Genomic DNA, 19067 nt, shown 5'->3' on the forward strand with positions numbered 1-19067 from the left:
CCCTACAAGCATATTAATTGTCCATTGTCAATTACCACAACGTGATGGGCTCCGGATATTCCACTACCAGCGGACTTCCGCCATCATACGTCTCAATACGGACTTTATATTGTCCTTCTGTCAAGTCCGGCACCATGGTAAATTCGAAACTGTTTTCCGTGACGTTGGTGATAGTCGCCGGTTTAATCCATTCCGGATAATCCTGGTCGTTGATAAGCGCGACGACATGATCCAGCGTGCCGTCTTGTCCCTTCAAGGTGAAGCCTTGATATTCCACGCCGGTTTGCTCGCCTCGCTCGATGCGGTTCGGATTCTCCGGGTCGCCTCCTTCCTTCTGGTAGACGGCAGTGATGGCCGGGGTGACGGGTTCGGGCTCTTCCGGATTGGAGACAGTCGGGTCTTCTTCCTTTCCGCCCTTCGTGCCCGTCCGCAAATTGTAGGCCTTTTTCGCACTGTCTATTAACAGGTTGGTTTTCTGGATGAAATTATCCAATTCCTCCGACGGCTCGGCTACGCTGAACGCAAACGCGACGGTCGTAATATAGTCATACTGTTCCACCAACGAGGCGCGAACCTTCTTAGCCATCCCCACGTTCTCGGCCTTCCCCTCTTCCCGCTGCGTCAGCAATGCGGCATATTGGTCCACGCTTTCCGTCAGCGCTTCAACCAAATCGTCCAGTTTCAGCGTCGCTACATGAGCCGCTGCCTTCTCTTTCGCCAAATCCGTCAACATACCCCGAACGGCCTGTACCTCTTGTCGTTGTGCCAATTGGTAACATCCCGTGTAGGGTTTCAACACATTGTAAAGCTCCGTCGCAGCTGTCTTCCGTGCGGCCAACGGGGATTTTTTGTTACTCCGTACCGATTCGAAAATAGCGATAATCAAATCGTCCGTTTGGGCGTCGATATCCGCTATTTTGGCGGTTTCGTCCGAAATGCGGGTCTGCCGCGTGAAATCCGTAAACAGAGCCGTATCCGCCGCCAAGGTATCTACCACATTGGGAGCGACGTGCAGTTTTTCCGCCGTAGTAGCTTTTACTAAGGAAAGAAATTCGGTGGCAAAATAGGCATACTCATAGTTGTTCAACCTATCCGAATAAAAATCTTTGATTTTCGTGATTGTTCCCATAATATTAACGTTTTTAATTATACAAAATAGATATCGGTTTCGAAGGTAAACATTTTCAGCTAAACGCCTTCCTTTTGGTTTTGTTTTTAGATTTTATTAAGAAATTTGGCCTTCAAAAACGTTGGAAATGCCCTTGCGTCCACGCAAAAGGCTTCCAATCGCGTTGGAAATGGAATTGTGTACACACAATGGCCTTCCAATCACGTTGGAAATGGAATTGTGTACACACAATGGGCTTCCAACCGCGTTGGAAATGGAATTGCGTCTACGCAATGGCCTTCCAATCGCGTTGGAAATGGAATTGCGTTCACACAATGGGCTTTCAATCACGTTGGAAGTCAAATTGCGTCCACGCAATACCATTTCCAACGTTTTTCTAACTATTTTCTGTCTGCCTGCAAGTACTTTGAAACACGTGAAAAGCCCCAAATCCCGGAGGAAATGGGGCCACATTCACTAATAAAACATATTTCGGGCGATTCGCATCGGCCTTTTTTCTTCAAATAAGTTGCCTCGTCAGACCTCGAAGAGGTCTAACCATGCTTAACCGGCTGTGTGGCGCGAAGCGGCACCTGCGGTCAAAGTCCGCCCCACGGTCTCGACCTCGAAGGGGTCGAACTTCTTCGTGTCCGCCTTGTTCGACCCCGGCGGGGTCGGGAGAGAGGAGACATCGGCTACCGCAGGTAACGCTAACGCGTCACCCGCGGTTAAGCATGGTGGGACGGCTTTGCCGTCCCTCGTCTACTTGAGTTCCTTCCGCGTCATGCTAGACATATATATACGTCATGCTGAGCGAAGTCGAAGCATCTCAGGGTATTGCAATCGAACCTCAAAGAGGTTCAATCATGTTTAACCGCTGCGTGGCGCGCCAGCGACACCTGCGGTCAAAGTCTGCCCCAGGGTCTCGACCTCGAAGGGGTCGAACCACACCCAGTTTGCTCCTGTTCGACCCCCTTGGGGTCGGAAGAGGGGGGCATCGGCTACCGCAGGTAACGCTGGCGCGTCACCCGCGGTTAAGCATGGTTGGACGGCTTCACCGTCCAGTTAGTTCTTCAGTTTGAATACTTTTTCGCCTATACGGACAATATAGATACCGCGATTTACGGCGTAAGATTGCCAGCCAACCTGCTCTTCATGCTTGAGGATGGCGCCGCTCATGCTGATAATCGTTACCTCCTCGCGATTCGGCGTGTAGACATAAATGCTGCCCTCCTTCGCGTAGGCTTGGATGCCTTCGAGGTCGTCGAGGCCAGTCGGTTCCTCTTCGGGCAACGTCGCGTCGAGGGCGCGAATGTAAATATCCGTGTAGATATTCTTGATAATGTATTCGCCCGGCTGCACACCCTCCAATTCTTTCAAATCTTTCCAGTATCCGAACAGGCCGCGCTTGTATTCGAAGCGCATGCCCGTGGTATCGCATTCGGCTTGAATGGTGAGATAGGCACTGACTTGGTGGCCTTCCTGGACTACGTCTTTACTTACTTCTACGTTTAGACCTGGGCAGATGGTGTCTACATATATATTGTAGTATTTGATTGGGCGTTGGGGTTTGTGGATGCCAGTGTTGCCTTGGTCTTCGTCGTCATCGCTTGGTTGCTCTGGTTCTACGAAAGTTACATTTGTAATTACTACATCTGCTTTTGGCATATCGAAAGTATTTCCGGTATAAGATTCAACTTTTGTCTCGCCATCTTCTTCGTATGTGATTTCAAATCCTGCTATTTCCTTTTCGCCTTCATTGGAAGTAAGCGTGATGGTTGTACCGGCAAAAGCCATACTTTGAGAAGAAGATATTCGCTCGTCGTAAGGTTCTTCTATCGAAATTGAATATTCTTTCGCAAATTGGGCCGTGATCGTTACCGGTTCATGAGGCATAATAAATGAATTATTTTCATCCAACGTTATATTTGCTTCACCAAAGTCCCAGCCTTGGAAAATATATCCCTCTTCCATTTCATATGAGAGCGTGATGGTTGTTACTTCTTTTCGGAAATAATCATTCGTTTCGTCTTCGCCAATCGTTATTTCCCTTTCATTTACTATGGCTTTGGCACGGATAGTCCCGCCTTCTGTTTGGTGTAATTTTACTTGGTGGGGTTTATTGATTGGAACGGTTCCAAATTCATCATCTCCCGTATAATCTTTTCCCACATAAACTTCTAAGCCTTCATTGTCTGGGAAAGTTACATAATTAGTATCTGTTAAAGGTTCCGTTGTTCCTGCATAATAAATCCTTGTCAAATTGTCACAACCTACAAAAGCCAAACTTCCAATTACTTCTATATTACTTGGTAATATTACCTCTTTCAAATTCTTACAACTTTGGAAAGCATAAGCATTTACCATATTTAAGGCACCCTCTTCAATAGTAACCTTCTCTAAATTATCACATTCTGCAAAAGCACTCATACCCATAAATGTAACAGTACCTGGTATAACGAGTTCTTTAAACTCACAATTCATAAACGCGCGTCGGTCTATTGTAGCCAATGTACTCGGAAATGTTATCTCTTCCAGGTTACAACCATAAAAAGTGTTCCAACCTATAGACGTCACACCTTCTGGTATTGTGACTTTTTTTAAAGAAAAACAACTATGAAAAGCTTTATCGGCAATCTCTGTAACGCCTTCCGGTATTTCTATTTCCGTCAAACTTGAACAATATGAAAAAGTTTCTTCATCTATAATTGTTATACCAGCAGGCAATTTGACTTTTTCTAATGAACTACAATTGTCAAATGCACCAGTCCCTATACTTGTTACTGTATTTGGTATTTCAACTTCTGTTAATTCTGAGCAACTAAGAAAAGCACTATTTCCGATAGTTGTTAAACCATCAGGAAGTTTAATTTCACTTATTTTGGTAGTATAGAAAACACTCTTCTCTATTGTTTTTAAAGTGCTGGGTAACGTCACTTCTTTTAAGTATTGGCAGAAACTAAATGCGCTGGTACCGATTGTTTCAACGCCATCTTCTATAACTACTTTTTCTAATTGAGTATCATATACACTATTAACGGCAAAGATTCTATCTGGTATTTCTGTACCCGCATTTTCTTTTACAATAAAAATCTTTACCTTTTCTTTATAAGGTACTGGAGAAGGTAATGATTCTAAATCTGTAACGGTTAATGTTTGTGTCTCTGCATCCCACGTATAACCTTCATCATTTCCCCAAGCATTCCCGGCTATTGCCAGAAACACTGCTAATAGCATAAAAACTTTGCGTCTCATATATCTATAAATTTTTGTTGTTAATAAATTGCTTAATCCGTGCATTTACCAACAACCAAACAGGCATAAAAAAAGTGCGGGTATGTTGTCTATTATCGGATCTGAAGGCATCGCCAAACGCCCATCCTACCAATAATAAAACAACAGCCCGCACCCTATGCTATTGGATATACTTTCTCCTTCTGAAAAAAGTTTATAGCATGAGTGCAAGCATTTATTGTTTACTATTCCGGTAGGATAAAAAATTTGGCGATTTTTCAGATCCAGAATAATATCGTAAATGCTTTAACTCAATATGTCATCCGCTAAGATTCCGCTGAATCCCACCCGGAATGGCGCAAAGTTAGAAAGGATATTTGGAATATCCGCCAAAAAGTGAAAGAAATTTCAAATGGATATAAAAAAACGGAGGCGAGAGCCATTCCCTATGAAAAGCTCCGTGCCTCCGTATCTCTGTATTCAAAAGCGATTACTTCAACGCCTCGGCTACCTTTTCTTTCAATTCATCCCCATGCAGGTTCTTGGCGAGGATGACGCCATTGCCATCTACCAGGATAGTATGCGGAATGCTGTTGACGAAATACTTCGCTGCACCGGCATTCTGCCAACCGGCCAAGTCGGACATCTGCGGCCAAGTGATGTGCAAATCCTTTACGCCCTTTTCCCATGCCTCCTGTTTGCTATCGAGCGACACGCCCACAATTTCGAAGCCCTTTGATTTATACTCCTTGTAGAGCGCGACGAGGTTCGGCATTTCCCGGCGGCAAGGCGGACACCAGCTTGCCCAGAAATCGACGAGCACAACCTTGCCCTTTCCTACATAGTCTGAAAGTTTCACGGGATTGCCCTTCATATCCTTCAGTTCGAAATCGGTAAACTGTTTGCCTACGGCCACGGTCTTCAGATTCTCGAGGCGCGTCAGGATTTTATCAATTCCCGGCACAGCGCGGAACGTAGGCGTCGAAACAGCCGCAATCTCGTTTTGTGCCGCTTCCGGAATATCATAACGGAAGTCGAAGAAGAGTTTCCCAGCCAAAGGATTATCCATATTCGCCCGAATAAACGCATCGGCCTTGCGGGCGATAGTACGGTCTGTTTCGTCGTATTGCTGTTCAGCCGCCCGACGTACAGCTTCATCCTCCGACTTCAAATCCGCCGCCAGTTTTTGCTGCGCCGCACGCAAGGTACGGAACTCCGCCTTCAACTGCTGAACAGCTTCGTTCATCGGCGTACCGACTGCATCCGAGAGCGTATCGAGCGTCAACTGAATCGGCGCGTTCGACAAAGCAAACGTGACCGCAAATGGCGCATTCTCTCCAGCAGCCGCATAAGCCGAAGGCACCACGCCCGTAGCAAAACGAACTGTACGGAGTACCGTAGAATCCTGAGAGCCTTGGAAAGTAAACGTACCACCAGATACCAACGCGCTATCCAAAGGAGCCGCCTCGCGCTCGCCGTAAGGATAGAGATAGACATATTGCCCGTCAAGCGACGGATTGTTTACACTACCGGTAATTGTATAGCCCGGTTTTTCATTGCAGGCAGCCAACGTACAAGCCATTGCTGCCCATACCCACATTTTTTTCATACGAATAAAGAATTTATGTTTATGATTTTCCAATCATTTTATTCAGACAATCTTTCCAGACATCGAATGCGCCGCAATAACGGTCCGCCTTCAATCCATCCGGTTCGACCTCCTCCAAACGACGGAGCGAAGCGAATGCCTCCTGAGGAGAACTGTAAATTCCGGCACCCACACCAGCCGCTTTGGCAGCACCCTCGGCACTGCTCGTATCATACACCTCAATCAACGTTCCCGTGACACCCGCCAAAGCCTCTTTTAAGATAGGACTCTGGAACATGCTGGAATTGCAGACACGGATAATATCGATATCGATGCCCATCTCGCTCATAATCTCCATACCATATTTAAAGGCAAAGACAATGCCCTCTTGCGCGGCACGGGCGATATGAGCCGCTCCATGCGTATTAAAATTGAGCCCAAAAACTGCACAATCGATTTGTTTGTTCTGAAGCATGCGCTCGGCTCCATTACCAAAAGGAAGAATCGAGACACCCTCCGAACCAATAGGAACACTTGCCGCCAACTCGTTCAGTTGGTCGTACGTGAAACCTGCCGGAGCAATCGTCCGCTTCACCCAGGCATTCAAAATGCCCACACCATTCACACACAACAACGCGCCCAAGCGAGGTTGAGCCTTGGTGTGATTGACATGCGCAAACGTATTGATACGCGAAAGCGGGTCGCACTTCAACTGGCTATTGACACCATAAACTACACCAGAAAGACCCGCCGTAGCAGCCACCTCACCCGGATTAAGGACATGGAGAGACAAGGCATTATTTATCTGGTCGCCCGCACGATAAGTAATCGGTATCCCCTTCTTCAAGCCCAATTCCGCCGCCACCGATGCAAGTAACTCGCCCTGAATGCCGAACGTCGGGCATACCGTAGGAATAATATCTTCGGAAAAACCGAAATAAGAGAAGATATCCTGCGATAATGCATCTGCTTGAAAATCCCAAAAGATACCCTCCGAAAGCCCGGGCACAGTAGTAACAATATCGCCCGTCAAACGCATGGCTATATAATCACCCGGAAACATAATCTTATAAATAGCACGATAATTCTCAGGCTCATACTCTTTCACCCAAGCCAATTTGGATGCCGTGAAATTACCAGGAGAATTAAGCAGATGCGCGAGACATTGTTCCTCTCCTATCGCATGAAAAGCACGCTCACCATACGCTACCGCCCGACTATCACACCAAATAATAGACGGACGAATGGCATTTTTGTTCTTATCAACCATGACGAGGCCATGCATTTGATAAGCGATACCTATAGCACTAATTTCATCACCCGGAATTCCGGATTTAGCGAGCACGCCCATAACGGCATTCTTGAAATACAGCCACCAATCCTCCGGATTTTGTTCTGCCCATCCCGGATGAACAGCCATAATCGGCGCTTCCTCTTTGGGATAACAATCTACGCCAATAGCCTCGCCACTCTCCGCATCGACAATCGAAACCTTGACCGAAGAGCAGCCAATATCACAACCTAATAAATACATATTATTAATGATTGATTATCCTCTATCTTCCGTCGATTGAGAAATCTTACGCACCAGCACTTTGTCTATGCGCGCACCATCCATATCGACAATTTCAAACTCAAAACACATCCAAGTGAGCTTCTCACCTGTTTTGGGAAGACGCTCCAGAATATCAAGAATTAAGCCACTAAGGGTATTATAATCATGCTCTGAATACAAGTCTTCCATATCAAAATAGGCCAGAAAATCATAAAAAGAATACTGCCCATCGACAAGCCATGTACCATCAGCACGCTCTACCATTTCAAGCTCTTCATCCGCTTCCGGTACTTGTCCCACCAATCCTTCCATAATATCTTTCAAGGTAACGATACCTTCGATACCTCCAAATTCATCCGTCACAATCGCATATTTCACACGCGCCTGCTTGAATTGTTCCAAAGTAGAATAAACACTTTGGTTTTCAGGAACAAATTGAGCAGGTTTCACAATTTTCCGAAGCGAAAATCCTGGTGTATGAATATAAACAAACAAATCCTTTAAAGATACAACCCCCAAGAAATCATCAAATTTCCCGGAAGCCACCGGATAAATATCAAACAAGTTAGCTTCTACTTTCCGATTAATCTCTTCCGCTGAATCCATAACATCGAGCCATACCAAATCGCCCCGATGCGTCATGATAGAATCTACCCGCCGATCACCTAAATTAAATACGCGTTCTACGATATCATGCTCCACTTCCTGCACCTCGCCATCATCATATCCTTCTTTTACGATAGCTTTAATTTCTTCTTCCGTTACCTTCGAATCTTCCACTTTATCCAATCCTATCATTTTCACCGTCAGTGCCGTACTTTTCGACAACAACCAGACGAAAGGAGACGCCAATAACGACAAGAAATGCATAGGACGCGCTATTAACATCGAAGCACTTTCTGAACAACTCATGCCGATACGCTTCGGGACTAATTCTCCGAATATCAACGTCAGATAAGTAATAATAACTACAATAAGCGTCTTCGAGATAATCAACGCGTAAGGCTGAAGAACAGGAACATAAGCCACCCATACAGCCAGGTCGTCTGCCAACGCCTCGCCCGAATACAAACCGGTCAAGATACCAATCAAAGTGATGCCAATCTGGATGGTCGATAAAAAACGATCTGGCTCTTCAGCCAATTTTAATGCGGTCTGTGCCGAACGATTTCCTTTTTTAGCTTCTGTTTCAAATTTACTTTTTCGGGATGACACCAATGCGATTTCCGACATGGCCAAAACCCCATTCAACAAAATTAAAATTACAATTATAACTATTTCCATTGATCAAATTAACCTGATTCGGACGCGAATATAAGTATAATTTGTGAACAACCTAATTACAATCACAAAATATTTTCAGAAAAATCTTATCTTTGCAAACAATTAAGGCTAGAAAGCACATCTTTAATGGACAATTATATTGTATCGGCACGAAAATATCGCCCCTCTACATTTCGCGACGTAGTAGGGCAAAAGGCTCTGACTAAGACACTTAAAAATGCTATTCAAAGTCAGAAGTTAGCGCATGCTTATCTATTCTGCGGACCGCGCGGTGTAGGGAAAACGTCGTGTGCCCGCATCTTTGCCAAAACGATTAATTGCATGAATCCAGCTGCCGATGGAGAAGCATGTAATGCTTGCGAATCATGCCATGCATTTAATGAACAACGTTCGTTAAATATTCATGAATTAGACGCAGCATCCAACAACTCGGTAGACGATATCCGTTCACTTATTGAACAAGTCCGTATCCCGCCTGCCATCGGCAAATATAAAGTATTCATCATCGACGAGGTACACATGCTGAGTACAGCAGCCTTCAACGCATTTCTCAAAACACTGGAAGAACCTCCGCACCATGCCATTTTCATTTTGGCCACGACCGAGAAACACAAAGTACTTCCTACAATTCTTTCTCGTTGCCAAACATACAATTTTGCACGCATTACGGTGAATGACATTGCCGAACATTTACAATATGTAGCTCAATCAGAGCAAATCAAGGCAGAAATCGAAGCACTCAACATCATCGCTCAAAAAGCAGATGGCGGTATGCGTGACGCTCTTTCGATATTCGACCAAGTGGCAAGCTTTACAAATGGAAATATCACGTATCAAGCTGTTATCGATAACTTAAACGTGCTGGATTATGATTACTATTTCCGCTTGACCGATGCTATTTTGAATGGAAATATCCGAGCATCTCTTCTTCTTTTGAATGATATATTAAACAAAGGATTTGATGCGCAAAATGTAATTAACGGATTGGCCAGTCATTTCCGAGATTTACTTGTTTGTAAAGATACTGAAACATTGATTCTATTTGAAGTAGGCGCTTCGATTCGTGAACGATATAAAGAAATGGCACAACGTTGTCCGGATGCTTTCCTTTATAAAGCTATTGAATTAGCCAATACATGCGACCTCAACTATCGGGCAAGTCGTAACAAGCGATTGCTGGTCGAATTGACACTTATCCAACTCTGTCAACTCTCTCATCCGGCAGATGAAACTAAAAAAAAAGCACAGTTAGAACCTATTGAAGCATCTGTTCAACCAACGACTTCTACAACACAACCCGTGAAGCCGCAAGTAACGGAAACGACACATCCCGTTGGAAACACACAAACATTCGTTTCCCATACACCGCATATCACGCCACCATCGGCTACAGAGGTAACCTCGGCAAAACGAACTGGCAGGCCACCTATGGCAGCTTCGCTTAAAGACATTGCGCATCCAAAGGCATCAGCTCCTATACAATCCGCTTCCAATCCTTATCAAAAAGTGAAACGAGATACACCTTTCACTCAAGAACAATTGGAAGCTGCATGGAAAACGTATGCCGAAACGATTGATAAGAAAGTCTATCTAAAGAACATCATGCTTAACAATACGCCGCATTTACAAGATCATGCGCTCTTCGAAGTAGGCGTACATAATCCAGGTATGCAAGATGAATTGGCGAATAATGCCACAGAGATTCTTTCCACCTTGCGCGAACGCCTTCAGAACGACCATATTCAAATGCGTGTTCGCATTCTTGAATCCAACGAAAAGCATCTGGCTTATACAAGCCAAGAAAAGCTTGAACACATGCTGGAGATTAATCCTTTATTAAATAAACTTATTACAGATTTCAAATTACGTACCGAATGAGCAAGATACGATTACATATCCTCGCTTTCCTGTTTTCTTTTTGCACCCTATCGCTTTGGTCGCAAACCTCGGAAGAGGCAATTTCCGTAGCAGATACGATTCCTCTCGTTGAATACCACTTCCAACCGAAATCGCTTATCCTACCTGCTTCATTGATCACCGTAGGAGCTATCGGCACGGCTATCGACGGGATGAATGATTTCCACCTTTTTTCCAGAAAAGATTCCGTCAAGCAAATCAAAGTGGATAATTATTTGGAATGGGGCATGCTCGGCTGGGTGTTTGTCTGCGACTTGATGGGCAAAGAGAAACACTCATGGGTAGACCAGCTTTGCCTTGTCGGGTTGGGCGAAATCATTAATGCCGGATTAACCCGCGGCGTAAAGCATCTTGTCAATGAACGACGTCCGGACGGAGGTATCCATTCTTTTCCCTCTGGACACACGGCCAATGTTTTCCTCGGTGCCCATATCGCTTACAAGGAATTTAAAGACTCGAACCCTTGGTTGGCCTATTCGGGTTATGCCGTTGGGCTGTTTGTGGCTGGTTCGCGGGTATATAACAATCGGCATTGGGTAGCCGACGTCATCGCAGGTGCTGGATTTGGAATCCTTGCCGCCGAACTTTCCTACCTTATCTACTTTCCCATTCGAAATGCCATTGCCGAAAAGATAAACCTTAAACGGAATAACAAACTTATTGTTAGCCCTGTTTTGAATACAGACGGTGGTGCCGGGCTTTATTTCTCCTATTCTTTCTGATAAGCATCATCGATTCGTCTCTTTACATATAAGTAATGAGGCATATCGACACCCCGGTAATGCTTCGTCCAAACCTCCTTTTGCAACACCATTCCATTACGAAGGGCAACTCGTTGGGAAAGGAGGTTCGTATCGCGGATAATAGAACCCACCTCATCGGCATGCAATACCTGAAAAGCATAATCCATACAAGCCCGTGCCGCTTCTGTAGCATATCCTTGATGCCAATGTCGACGTTCGAACAGATATCCGACTTCCAGCAGACGACGTTCCTTCCACATCTGCCACGTCAAGCCGCATTGACCTATCATATCGCCCGTATCTTTCCGAACCACAGCCCATAAGCCGATACCATCTTCCCGGTACCTTCGTAATTGTTTCTCTAACCAGGCCCGCGTTTCTTCATCGGAAAAAGCACCCTCGTAGGCATACATCACCTCCTCGTCCTGCAAAATACGACTCAAAGCTTCGTAATCAGCCCACGTCATCTCCCGTAACTGCAATCGCTTTGTTTCCAAAATCATCTTCATAATCCTTTCTTTTTCGCACAAAGGTATGCGAAAAAGAGAAAAGAGAAAAACACTTTCCGGCGTTCTCAAACCTTAAAAAAGCCAAAACGTCCTGCTGAATCCTTTTTGAATGGAAAGCAAACTCCCATACAAGGCGGAGATTCTTTCGAAAGCAATAGGAAATTCTTTACGTATCGACGATGTTTGTATAAATATCATCGATATTTGTATATCTTTAGGCTAAAGATAAAGAAATATCGACGATACGTAAAGAATATATAGGCAAGAAAACAAGTTTCTTTCGGATAAAAGGAATTTTCTACCGTACTATTTCTTGTTTTATTTTAAATCTGTATATTTGCATGTCAAACTAATTACCGGATGCTATGTGGAAAGAAAAATTAGAAAACTATTTGATAGATATTTCAAAATACTTTTTGACAGGTGTGTTTATCACCTCTTTAATAAAGGATTTGGATGGCATGCAATGGTTGATTTATACAATCAGCGGTTCCGTCTCTACAGTATTGCTCATTGCAGGATTAGTATTAACCAGTAAAAGACAGGAGGAACAATAAATGGGTACATTAATTATTTTAGGATTCGTCGGTATACCGTGCGTCGTATTTCTCCTTTGGTGCTTGACGCCTCCAGGGAAAAGATGGCTCAAAGCCAACAAGATGATTTGAAGGTTCGCTTGATATTCCTTTGGGATTATGCTTGATTTCGTATTTCGATTGCAAGCATAAAGAGGCGCGTATGTATTATGCAAACGTCTATTTTGAAAGAGGAACAAAAGAAAAAGAACGGAAAAGGCGGAATATCCCGATTAATTCCGTACCTTTGTCCAAGTTGAATGAAATATATAAACTATGAGCGAAATCATTACGAATGAAGCCGAAGGCAAGAAGAATTTGAATTTTATTGAAGCCATGGTCGAGAAAGACTTGGCAGAAGGTAAGAATGGCGGACGAGTACAAACCCGTTTCCCGCCCGAACCGAACGGATACTTGCATATCGGTCATGCCAAAGCGATTTGCCTGGACTTCGGAATTGCCGAACGCCATGGCGGGATTTGTAACCTGCGCTTTGACGATACTAATCCGGTAAAAGAAGATATGGAATATGTAGACGCTATTGAGGAAGACATCAAATGGCTGGGTTTCCATTGGGATAACGTCTATTATGCGTCCGATTATTTCCAACAATTATACGACTTTGCCATCCGTCTGATTCAAGAAGGAAAGGCGTATGTAGACGAACAAAGCTCGGAAACAATTGCCCAGCAAAAGGGTACGCCTACGCAACCCGGCGTGGAAAGTCCGTATCGCAATCGTCCCATAGAGGAAAGTCTCGACCTTTTCCAACGGATGAATGAGGGCGAATTTGAAGAAGGAAGCATGACGCTTCGTGCCAAAATAGACATGGCCAATAGCAATATGCACTTCCGTGACCCGATTATCTACCGCATCCTCAAGACTCCTCATCACCGCACCGGAACGAAATGGAAAGTTTACCCGATGTATGACTTCGCACACGGACAGAGTGATTACTTCGAAGGTGTGACCCACTCGCTTTGTACGCTGGAGTTTGTACCTCACCGTCCATTGTATGACCTCTTCATCGATTGGTTAAAGGAAGGAAAAGACCTAGATGATAACCGTCCGCGTCAGACGGAGTTCAATAAGTTGAACCTCAACTACACATTGATGAGTAAACGAAACCTGCTTATCTTGGTAAAAGAAGGACTGGTAAACGGATGGGACGACCCGCGCATGCCAACCCTTTGCGGATTCCGAAGAAGAGGATACTCGCCGGAGTCTATCCGGAAATTTATCGATAAGATTGGTTATACAACGTATGATGCATTAAACGAATTCTCTCTTTTGGAAAGTGCCGTACGGGAAGATTTGAATGCCCGGGCTACACGTGTATCGGCTGTATTAGATCCAGTCAAGCTCATCATCACCAACTATCCGGAAGGACAAGTGGAAGAGATGGAAGCCATCAACAATCCGGAAGACGAAACGGCCGGAAGCCATACGATTGAGTTTAGCCGCGAACTCTGGATGGAACGCGACGACTTTATGGAAGATGCGCCAAAGAAATTCTTCCGCATGACCCCCGGACAGGAAGTACGCTTGAAGAATGCCTATATCGTAAAATGTACGGGATGCAAAAAGGATGCTGAAGGCAAAGTAGTAGAAGTCTATTGCGAATATGATCCGAACACAAAGAGCGGTATGCCCGAAAGCAACCGGAAAGTGAAAGGAACACTCCATTGGTTGAGCTGCGCCCATTGCTTGCCCGCCGAAGTACGTTTGTACGACCGCCTCTGGGAAGTGGAAAATCCGCGTGACGAATTGGCAAAACTGAAAGAGCAAAGACTTTCTTCGTTGGAAGCCATGAAGCAGATGATGAATCCGGACTCATTGAAAGTGTTGACGAATTGCTATGTAGAGAAATACTTGGCTGAGCAGAAGCCTCTCTCTTACTTCCAGTTCCAACGCATCGGTTATTTCAATCTGGATCCGGACAGCACGCCAGATCATTTGATTTTTAACCGTACCGTCTCATTAAAAGACACGTGGAATAAAATCAAAAACAAATAAAAGATCCACTAACGAGGTAGAGGTATATCTTCATGAAAGGAAACCAAGCTATTGCCTTACTAAACAAATACGAAAAGGCTAAACAAGAGAATACAAATCTCTTTTTTAAAGAGTCGGAAATCAAATGTATGGTTGAAAAGCTCAATAACGAAAAGAATTTCCCTTATGCAGAAGAGATTCTTGACATGGCGGAAAAGATGTATCCGAACAGCCTTTATATCCAGCGAGAACGATGTTTAGTCAAATTGCAATTGAACAAAGTAGAAGAAGCTCTTGCTATTTCCGAAAGATATGCTTATGCGGAAGACTTAGAGTTAAATTCTTATCATATTGAAGCATTATATTACCTGGGGGAAAACGAACAAATGGAAACTTATCTGGATTGGCTTACCCAAAAACGGGTAAATTATCTGGAAGACATCTATATTTCGTTTTTGGAAATGCTTTATGTAGAAGAAGACGACGAGGAAATGCTTTATTATAAAGATTTAGTGTTCGAGCTATTCCCCCGCTCGCCTCAGTTCGTCGAACTCTATGCAGACTTGTTTGCTCAAATGAACGACTATCCGTTAAGCATTGCTTATTGGAAAAAACTCCTTTCGATGAAACCGCATGAAGCTACCTATTGGTTAGAAATCGCCAATTGCTATTACCTCGATGAACATCACGAGGAGGCAATCCAAGCAGCAGACCAATCTTTACGCCTCAATGCTGGAAAAGATAAAAGTATCGAATGCGAAGCGTTGCAAATCAAAGCCTATGCTTATATGGGAATGGGGAAACGGAAGAAAGCGCTCCAATTATTGGACGAAATGATACGTTTCTGTTTACAATTTGAACCTTTCCGCTATCGGTTAGTACGCTTCTTTTTAGCTGAAGGGCTTTACAAACGGGCTTATGTATTGATGACCTATTGCTATCATCAACTCCCTATACAAGAAATGGACGAGTGTTTTTATCGACTATATATCCATTGTTGCCTCTGGCTGGATAAATACGATGAAGCACTAAAACTAACCAAAGAAGCATTGCTTTTCTTCCCAACAGATCGGCACTTAAACCGAATCCAAGCGCAATTGAATCAGAATAAATTATCTCGCCATTGTTTTAATGACCAGAATTATGTCTTTTCATACGATAAAGATTATGATTTATTGCTCGACTTAGATAAAGGAGATACATTTCTCCGGCTCGGAGAGGAAGAGAAGAAACGCGGAAATTATCAAAAGGCTTTAAACTTCTTCAAAAAAGCACTCAAACAAAACTCTTTCAACCCCAAAACTCTTGTGTCGCTCATATGTTGCCTGACACATATAGAAAGTGATGAAGAGAGAAAGAAGTTGCTTGCTTTGATTCAACAAGGAATGCTCAATACCTTATCCAATAAAAAGTTCAAAATGCCAGAAGGCTGTTGGAATAGTCCTACGCACGTATTAAACAAACGAGTAAAGAACGACCAACTCATAGATGAATTCCTTTATAAAACAAACTATCGCAATTAATAAACTAAGATGATTACATCAGAAAGAATACAAGATTATCATATAAAATGGAGACGTCTGCAAGAAGCCATGCAAAAGAATGAAGCAGATGGTTGTCTCGTAGCCTCAGGCATAAATCTGTTTTACTTAACAGGCGTTTTCTATAGCGGCTATTTCTATTTACCAGTTGAGGGAGAACCGTGGTTCTTCGTAAAACGACCTAATGGCTTAAACGGAGATCGTCTTATCTATATCCGAAAACCCGAACAATTGCCCGCTATTTTCCAAGAGAAAGGTATCCCATTACCCGAGAAGTTAATGTTGGAAGCAGATGAACTGACTTACACGGAATATGTCCGTTTACAAAATACTTTCCAACCTAAAGAGACGATGAATGCAACGACTATGTTGCGTCTCATTCGTCGGGTAAAGACGCCTTGGGAAATTGAACAGACACGCCTTTGTGCACGTCAACATGAGGCCGTATATGCAGAGATTCCATCTTGCTATCGTGCTGGCATGACGGATTTACAATTTCAGATAGAGATAGAGCATCGTATGCGTCTGCATGGCTCTATGGGATTATTTCGTGCATTCGGTCCTAATATGGATATCTTCATGGGTAGTATCTTAGCAGGAGAGAATGCGGAGGCTCCTTCTCCTTTCGACTTCGCACTCGGAGGAGCAGGTATGAATGCTTCTTGTCCATTGGGTGCAAATGGTACGCCCTTAACAGATGGAATGGCTGTGATGGTAGATATGGCGGGTAATTATAGTCCCTACATGACGGATATGACCCGCGTCTTCTCGGTGGGGACGTTGACAGATGAAGCATATCGGGCACATCAAGTCTCTATCCATATCCATGAAGAGATCGCGAAGGTAGCACGTCCGGGCACGGCTTGTGCGGATCTCTATCAGCTAGCCCTCCGCATCGCGACCGACGAAGGGTTGGAGGCAAACTTCATGGGGACCCGTCAGCAGGCTAAATTCGTGGGGCATGGCGTAGGTCTTCAAATCAATGAATTGCCGGTCCTCACGCCTCGTTCCAAAGAGTCATTAGAGGAGGACATGGTCTTCGCCCTTGAACCTAAGTTCGTCCTACCCGGTATCGGTGCCGTCGGTATAGAGAACACCTATTTAGTGACCTCCCATGGGGTAGAGAAACTCACCAACGCCCCTGAAGAGGTCATTCGTTTAGATGTATAATTCCATTTAATTAAGACATACAATGAAGAAGATTTTAGCTTTAGGATTGATGTTGGCTTACCTCTGCATTCCTGGAGGTAAGGCAGCCGACGTGCAGGGTGTTAAACCTACGAAGAACGTCATCTTGTTTATTAGTGACGGTACCTCACTCGCGACCCTCTCTACTGCCCGATGGGTACAGTGGTATACGAATCCTGATAGACCGAACTTGTACCTCGACCCATACCTTTGTGGGACCGTACGAACACATTCCTCGAATGCTCCTATAGGGGATTCGGCGCCAACCACGTCGTGCTACATGTCGGGTCAGCCTAGCATCACAGGGTTTGTCTCTACATACCCGTATGCTTGTGGCAAGGATGATATCTATCCCGTCGACTCGACCCGGGCGTATCAACCCACGATGACCGTCCTCGAAGCCGCTAAAATATTTAAAGGAAAGGCTACGGGGCTTGTCTTTACCTGTGAATTTCCACATGCTACTCCGGCTGACTGTGCAGCGCATAGCTACAATCGCGGGAAGTATGAGTGGATCATTCCACAGATGGTACATAATGGCATTAACGTGGTGATTGGCGGGGGTGCAGGCCTGTTGGGCGACTCCTACGTGGATTACCTCGAAGGGTCTGGATATGCTGTATATAAGGATGATTTAGGAGGGATGCGGAAGGACACGAACACCCGCATGTGGGCTCTCTTTGATGAACGGGATATGTCCTACGACATGGACCGTGATACCGCTAAACAACCCTCTATCGAAGAGATGACGCGCACGGCTATACAGAAGCTCGCGACCTATGACGAAGGGTTCTTTTTGATGGTGGAAGGCAGTAAAGTAGACTGGGCGGCGCATGCCAACGACCCGGTGGGTCTCTACTCTGACTTCCTGGCGTTCGACCGCGCCGTGGGGGCTGCCCTCGAGTTCGCGAAGAAAGATGGCAACACCACGGTGGTGATTACTTCTGACCACGGTAACAGTGGCGTTAGCATCGGACGAGAGTCTTGTAAAGGGTATGATAGGCTCACCAAGGACCAGCTTTTTGGACAGTTGGCACGGTTCGAAATGACTGCTGACGGCTTTGCTAAAGCAGTCAACTCGATACCTCACGATAAGGTGCAACAGCTCTTCCTTGATAAGGCAGGGTTCGAACTCACGAAGGAGGAGATGGATGCCCTTAACAACTGTCATGACTATAAGTATAGTCCGATTCCAGAGGCGGATCGCAAAGAGAAGGCGAAGGCATCCCTTTACAGTAGCTCCCTCACCGGGCTTATGTCTCAAATCATTACTCAACATACTTGTATGGGCTTCACCACGAGTGGTCATACCGGCGAGGATGTATTCCTCGCGGCTTACCATCCTCAAGGAACGCGACCCATGGGCATGCATACCAATATCGAACTGAACCATTACCTCTGTGCGCTCTATGGCTTTGACCCTTCGTTCCTCAGCACGATGAGCAATAAGTATTTTGCTAAGCATACGGATGTGTTCCGCGATTATGACTGCGAACTTATCCCCGCGAAGGAGGGCGAATTGGCGCCTACGTTGGTCGTCACGAATCCGCATAATAAGAAAAAGAAACTGACCATTAAGGCTTTTACCAACGAGGTACGGGCAGGCAAGAAGGCGGATGAAGTTATACAGCTGAACTCGGTCATCGTGTATGTCGATAAGAATCATTCATTTTATTTGCCGGAATCTCTTGTAGAGTTTCTGCAATAAGCCATAACTCTTTATTTTTATAGGTTGGCGTGGCTCGCTGTCTGAAAGGATAGTGGCCACGCTTTTTTATGCTTCGTGGGGTGTGGTGATGATGCATCGTGGGGTGTGACGGAAGGTGTATT

General features: G+C 44.8%; 13 protein-coding genes. 7 read left to right on the forward strand and 6 right to left on the reverse strand.

Annotated features, from left to right (window positions below):
* Window positions 1–31 precede the first annotated feature (31 nt).
* The 5 genes from B5F77_RS02415 to B5F77_RS02440 form a co-directional block, all read right to left on the reverse strand.
* A complete protein-coding gene (locus tag B5F77_RS02415) occupies window positions 32–1129 on the reverse strand; it encodes a DUF6261 family protein (RefSeq protein WP_087327129.1) in 1098 nt (365 codons plus the stop codon).
* A 1044-nt stretch (window positions 1130–2173) separates the two neighbouring features.
* Window positions 2174–4363, reverse strand: a complete 2190-nt coding sequence (locus B5F77_RS02425; protein ID WP_162607940.1) for a leucine-rich repeat domain-containing protein — start codon at window positions 4361–4363, stop codon at window positions 2174–2176.
* A gap of 469 nt (window positions 4364–4832) precedes the next feature.
* Window positions 4833–5951, reverse strand: a complete 1119-nt coding sequence (locus B5F77_RS02430; RefSeq protein WP_087327136.1) for a TlpA disulfide reductase family protein — start codon at window positions 5949–5951, stop codon at window positions 4833–4835.
* A gap of 19 nt (window positions 5952–5970) precedes the next feature.
* Complete coding sequence (locus B5F77_RS02435; protein WP_087327139.1) at window positions 5971–7464, reverse strand: FGGY family carbohydrate kinase; 1494 nt, start codon at window positions 7462–7464, stop codon at window positions 5971–5973.
* A gap of 15 nt (window positions 7465–7479) precedes the next feature.
* On the reverse strand, window positions 7480–8769 hold the full coding sequence (locus tag B5F77_RS02440; protein WP_087327142.1) for a hemolysin family protein: 1290 nt from the start codon (window positions 8767–8769) through the stop codon (window positions 7480–7482).
* A 126-nt stretch (window positions 8770–8895) separates the two neighbouring features.
* Between B5F77_RS02440 and B5F77_RS02445 the strand changes: the two genes are divergently transcribed.
* Together B5F77_RS02445 and B5F77_RS02450 are read left to right on the forward strand one after the other, a co-directional pair.
* Window positions 8896–10647, forward strand: coding sequence for a DNA polymerase III subunit gamma/tau (locus B5F77_RS02445; RefSeq protein ID WP_087327145.1), 1752 nt, complete (start codon window positions 8896–8898; stop codon window positions 10645–10647).
* A complete protein-coding gene (locus tag B5F77_RS02450; protein WP_087327148.1) occupies window positions 10644–11408 on the forward strand; it encodes a phosphatase PAP2 family protein in 765 nt (254 codons plus the stop codon). Before B5F77_RS02445 ends, B5F77_RS02450 begins: the two co-directional genes overlap by 4 nt.
* Here B5F77_RS02450 and B5F77_RS02455 read toward each other — a convergent pair.
* Window positions 11396–11941 carry a GNAT family N-acetyltransferase gene (locus tag B5F77_RS02455; RefSeq protein ID WP_239445715.1) on the reverse strand — a complete coding sequence of 182 codons (546 nt, stop codon included), beginning with the start codon at window positions 11939–11941 and terminating at the stop codon, window positions 11396–11398. The genes B5F77_RS02450 and B5F77_RS02455 overlap by 13 nt on opposite strands.
* A gap of 362 nt (window positions 11942–12303) precedes the next feature.
* Here B5F77_RS02455 and B5F77_RS02460 point away from each other — a divergent pair, with 362 nt between their 5' ends.
* The 5 genes from B5F77_RS02460 to B5F77_RS02480 all read left to right on the forward strand — a co-directional run bounded on the left by B5F77_RS02460 (window position 12304) and on the right by B5F77_RS02480 (window position 18945).
* The gene (locus tag B5F77_RS02460) at window positions 12304–12495 is read left to right on the forward strand and encodes a DUF6722 family protein (RefSeq protein ID WP_087327150.1); all 192 of its coding nucleotides are present in this window, start codon (window positions 12304–12306) and stop codon (window positions 12493–12495) included.
* Between the two features lie 294 nt (window positions 12496–12789).
* Complete coding sequence (locus tag B5F77_RS02465; protein ID WP_087327152.1) at window positions 12790–14529, forward strand: glutamine--tRNA ligase/YqeY domain fusion protein; 1740 nt, start codon at window positions 12790–12792, stop codon at window positions 14527–14529.
* A 32-nt stretch (window positions 14530–14561) separates the two neighbouring features.
* Window positions 14562–16031 carry a hypothetical protein gene (locus B5F77_RS02470; RefSeq protein WP_087327157.1) on the forward strand — a complete coding sequence of 490 codons (1470 nt, stop codon included), beginning with the start codon at window positions 14562–14564 and terminating at the stop codon, window positions 16029–16031.
* A 9-nt stretch (window positions 16032–16040) separates the two neighbouring features.
* Window positions 16041–17219, forward strand: coding sequence for a Xaa-Pro peptidase family protein (locus tag B5F77_RS02475; protein ID WP_087327161.1), 1179 nt, complete (start codon window positions 16041–16043; stop codon window positions 17217–17219).
* Window positions 17220–17241: 22 nt separating this feature from the next.
* Window positions 17242–18945, forward strand: a complete 1704-nt coding sequence (locus B5F77_RS02480) for an alkaline phosphatase (protein ID WP_087327164.1) — start codon at window positions 17242–17244, stop codon at window positions 18943–18945.
* Window positions 18946–19067 lie beyond the last annotated feature (122 nt).

The sequence above is a fragment of the Parabacteroides sp. An277 genome, from assembly GCF_002159645.1.
Taxonomy (GTDB): Bacteria; Bacteroidota; Bacteroidia; order Bacteroidales; family Tannerellaceae; genus Parabacteroides.

What these genes read in the sequence shown, in the direction of transcription:
- B5F77_RS02415 (WP_087327129.1), bottom strand. Translation starts at nt 1,129, where the DNA reads ATGGGAACAATCACGAAAATCAAAGATTTTTATTCGGATAGGTTGAAC.
- B5F77_RS02425 (WP_162607940.1), bottom strand. Translation starts at nt 4,363, where the DNA reads ATGAGACGCAAAGTTTTTATGCTATTAGCAGTGTTTCTGGCAATAGCC.
- B5F77_RS02430 (WP_087327136.1), bottom strand. Translation starts at nt 5,951, where the DNA reads ATGAAAAAAATGTGGGTATGGGCAGCAATGGCTTGTACGTTGGCTGCC.
- B5F77_RS02435 (WP_087327139.1), bottom strand. Translation starts at nt 7,464, where the DNA reads ATGTATTTATTAGGTTGTGATATTGGCTGCTCTTCGGTCAAGGTTTCG.
- B5F77_RS02440 (WP_087327142.1), bottom strand. Translation starts at nt 8,769, where the DNA reads ATGGAAATAGTTATAATTGTAATTTTAATTTTGTTGAATGGGGTTTTG.
- B5F77_RS02445 (WP_087327145.1), top strand. Translation starts at nt 8,896, where the DNA reads ATGGACAATTATATTGTATCGGCACGAAAATATCGCCCCTCTACATTT.
- B5F77_RS02450 (WP_087327148.1), top strand. Translation starts at nt 10,644, where the DNA reads ATGAGCAAGATACGATTACATATCCTCGCTTTCCTGTTTTCTTTTTGC.
- B5F77_RS02460 (WP_087327150.1), top strand. Translation starts at nt 12,304, where the DNA reads ATGTGGAAAGAAAAATTAGAAAACTATTTGATAGATATTTCAAAATAC.
- B5F77_RS02465 (WP_087327152.1), top strand. Translation starts at nt 12,790, where the DNA reads ATGAGCGAAATCATTACGAATGAAGCCGAAGGCAAGAAGAATTTGAAT.
- B5F77_RS02470 (WP_087327157.1), top strand. Translation starts at nt 14,562, where the DNA reads ATGAAAGGAAACCAAGCTATTGCCTTACTAAACAAATACGAAAAGGCT.
- B5F77_RS02475 (WP_087327161.1), top strand. Translation starts at nt 16,041, where the DNA reads ATGATTACATCAGAAAGAATACAAGATTATCATATAAAATGGAGACGT.
- B5F77_RS02480 (WP_087327164.1), top strand. Translation starts at nt 17,242, where the DNA reads ATGAAGAAGATTTTAGCTTTAGGATTGATGTTGGCTTACCTCTGCATT.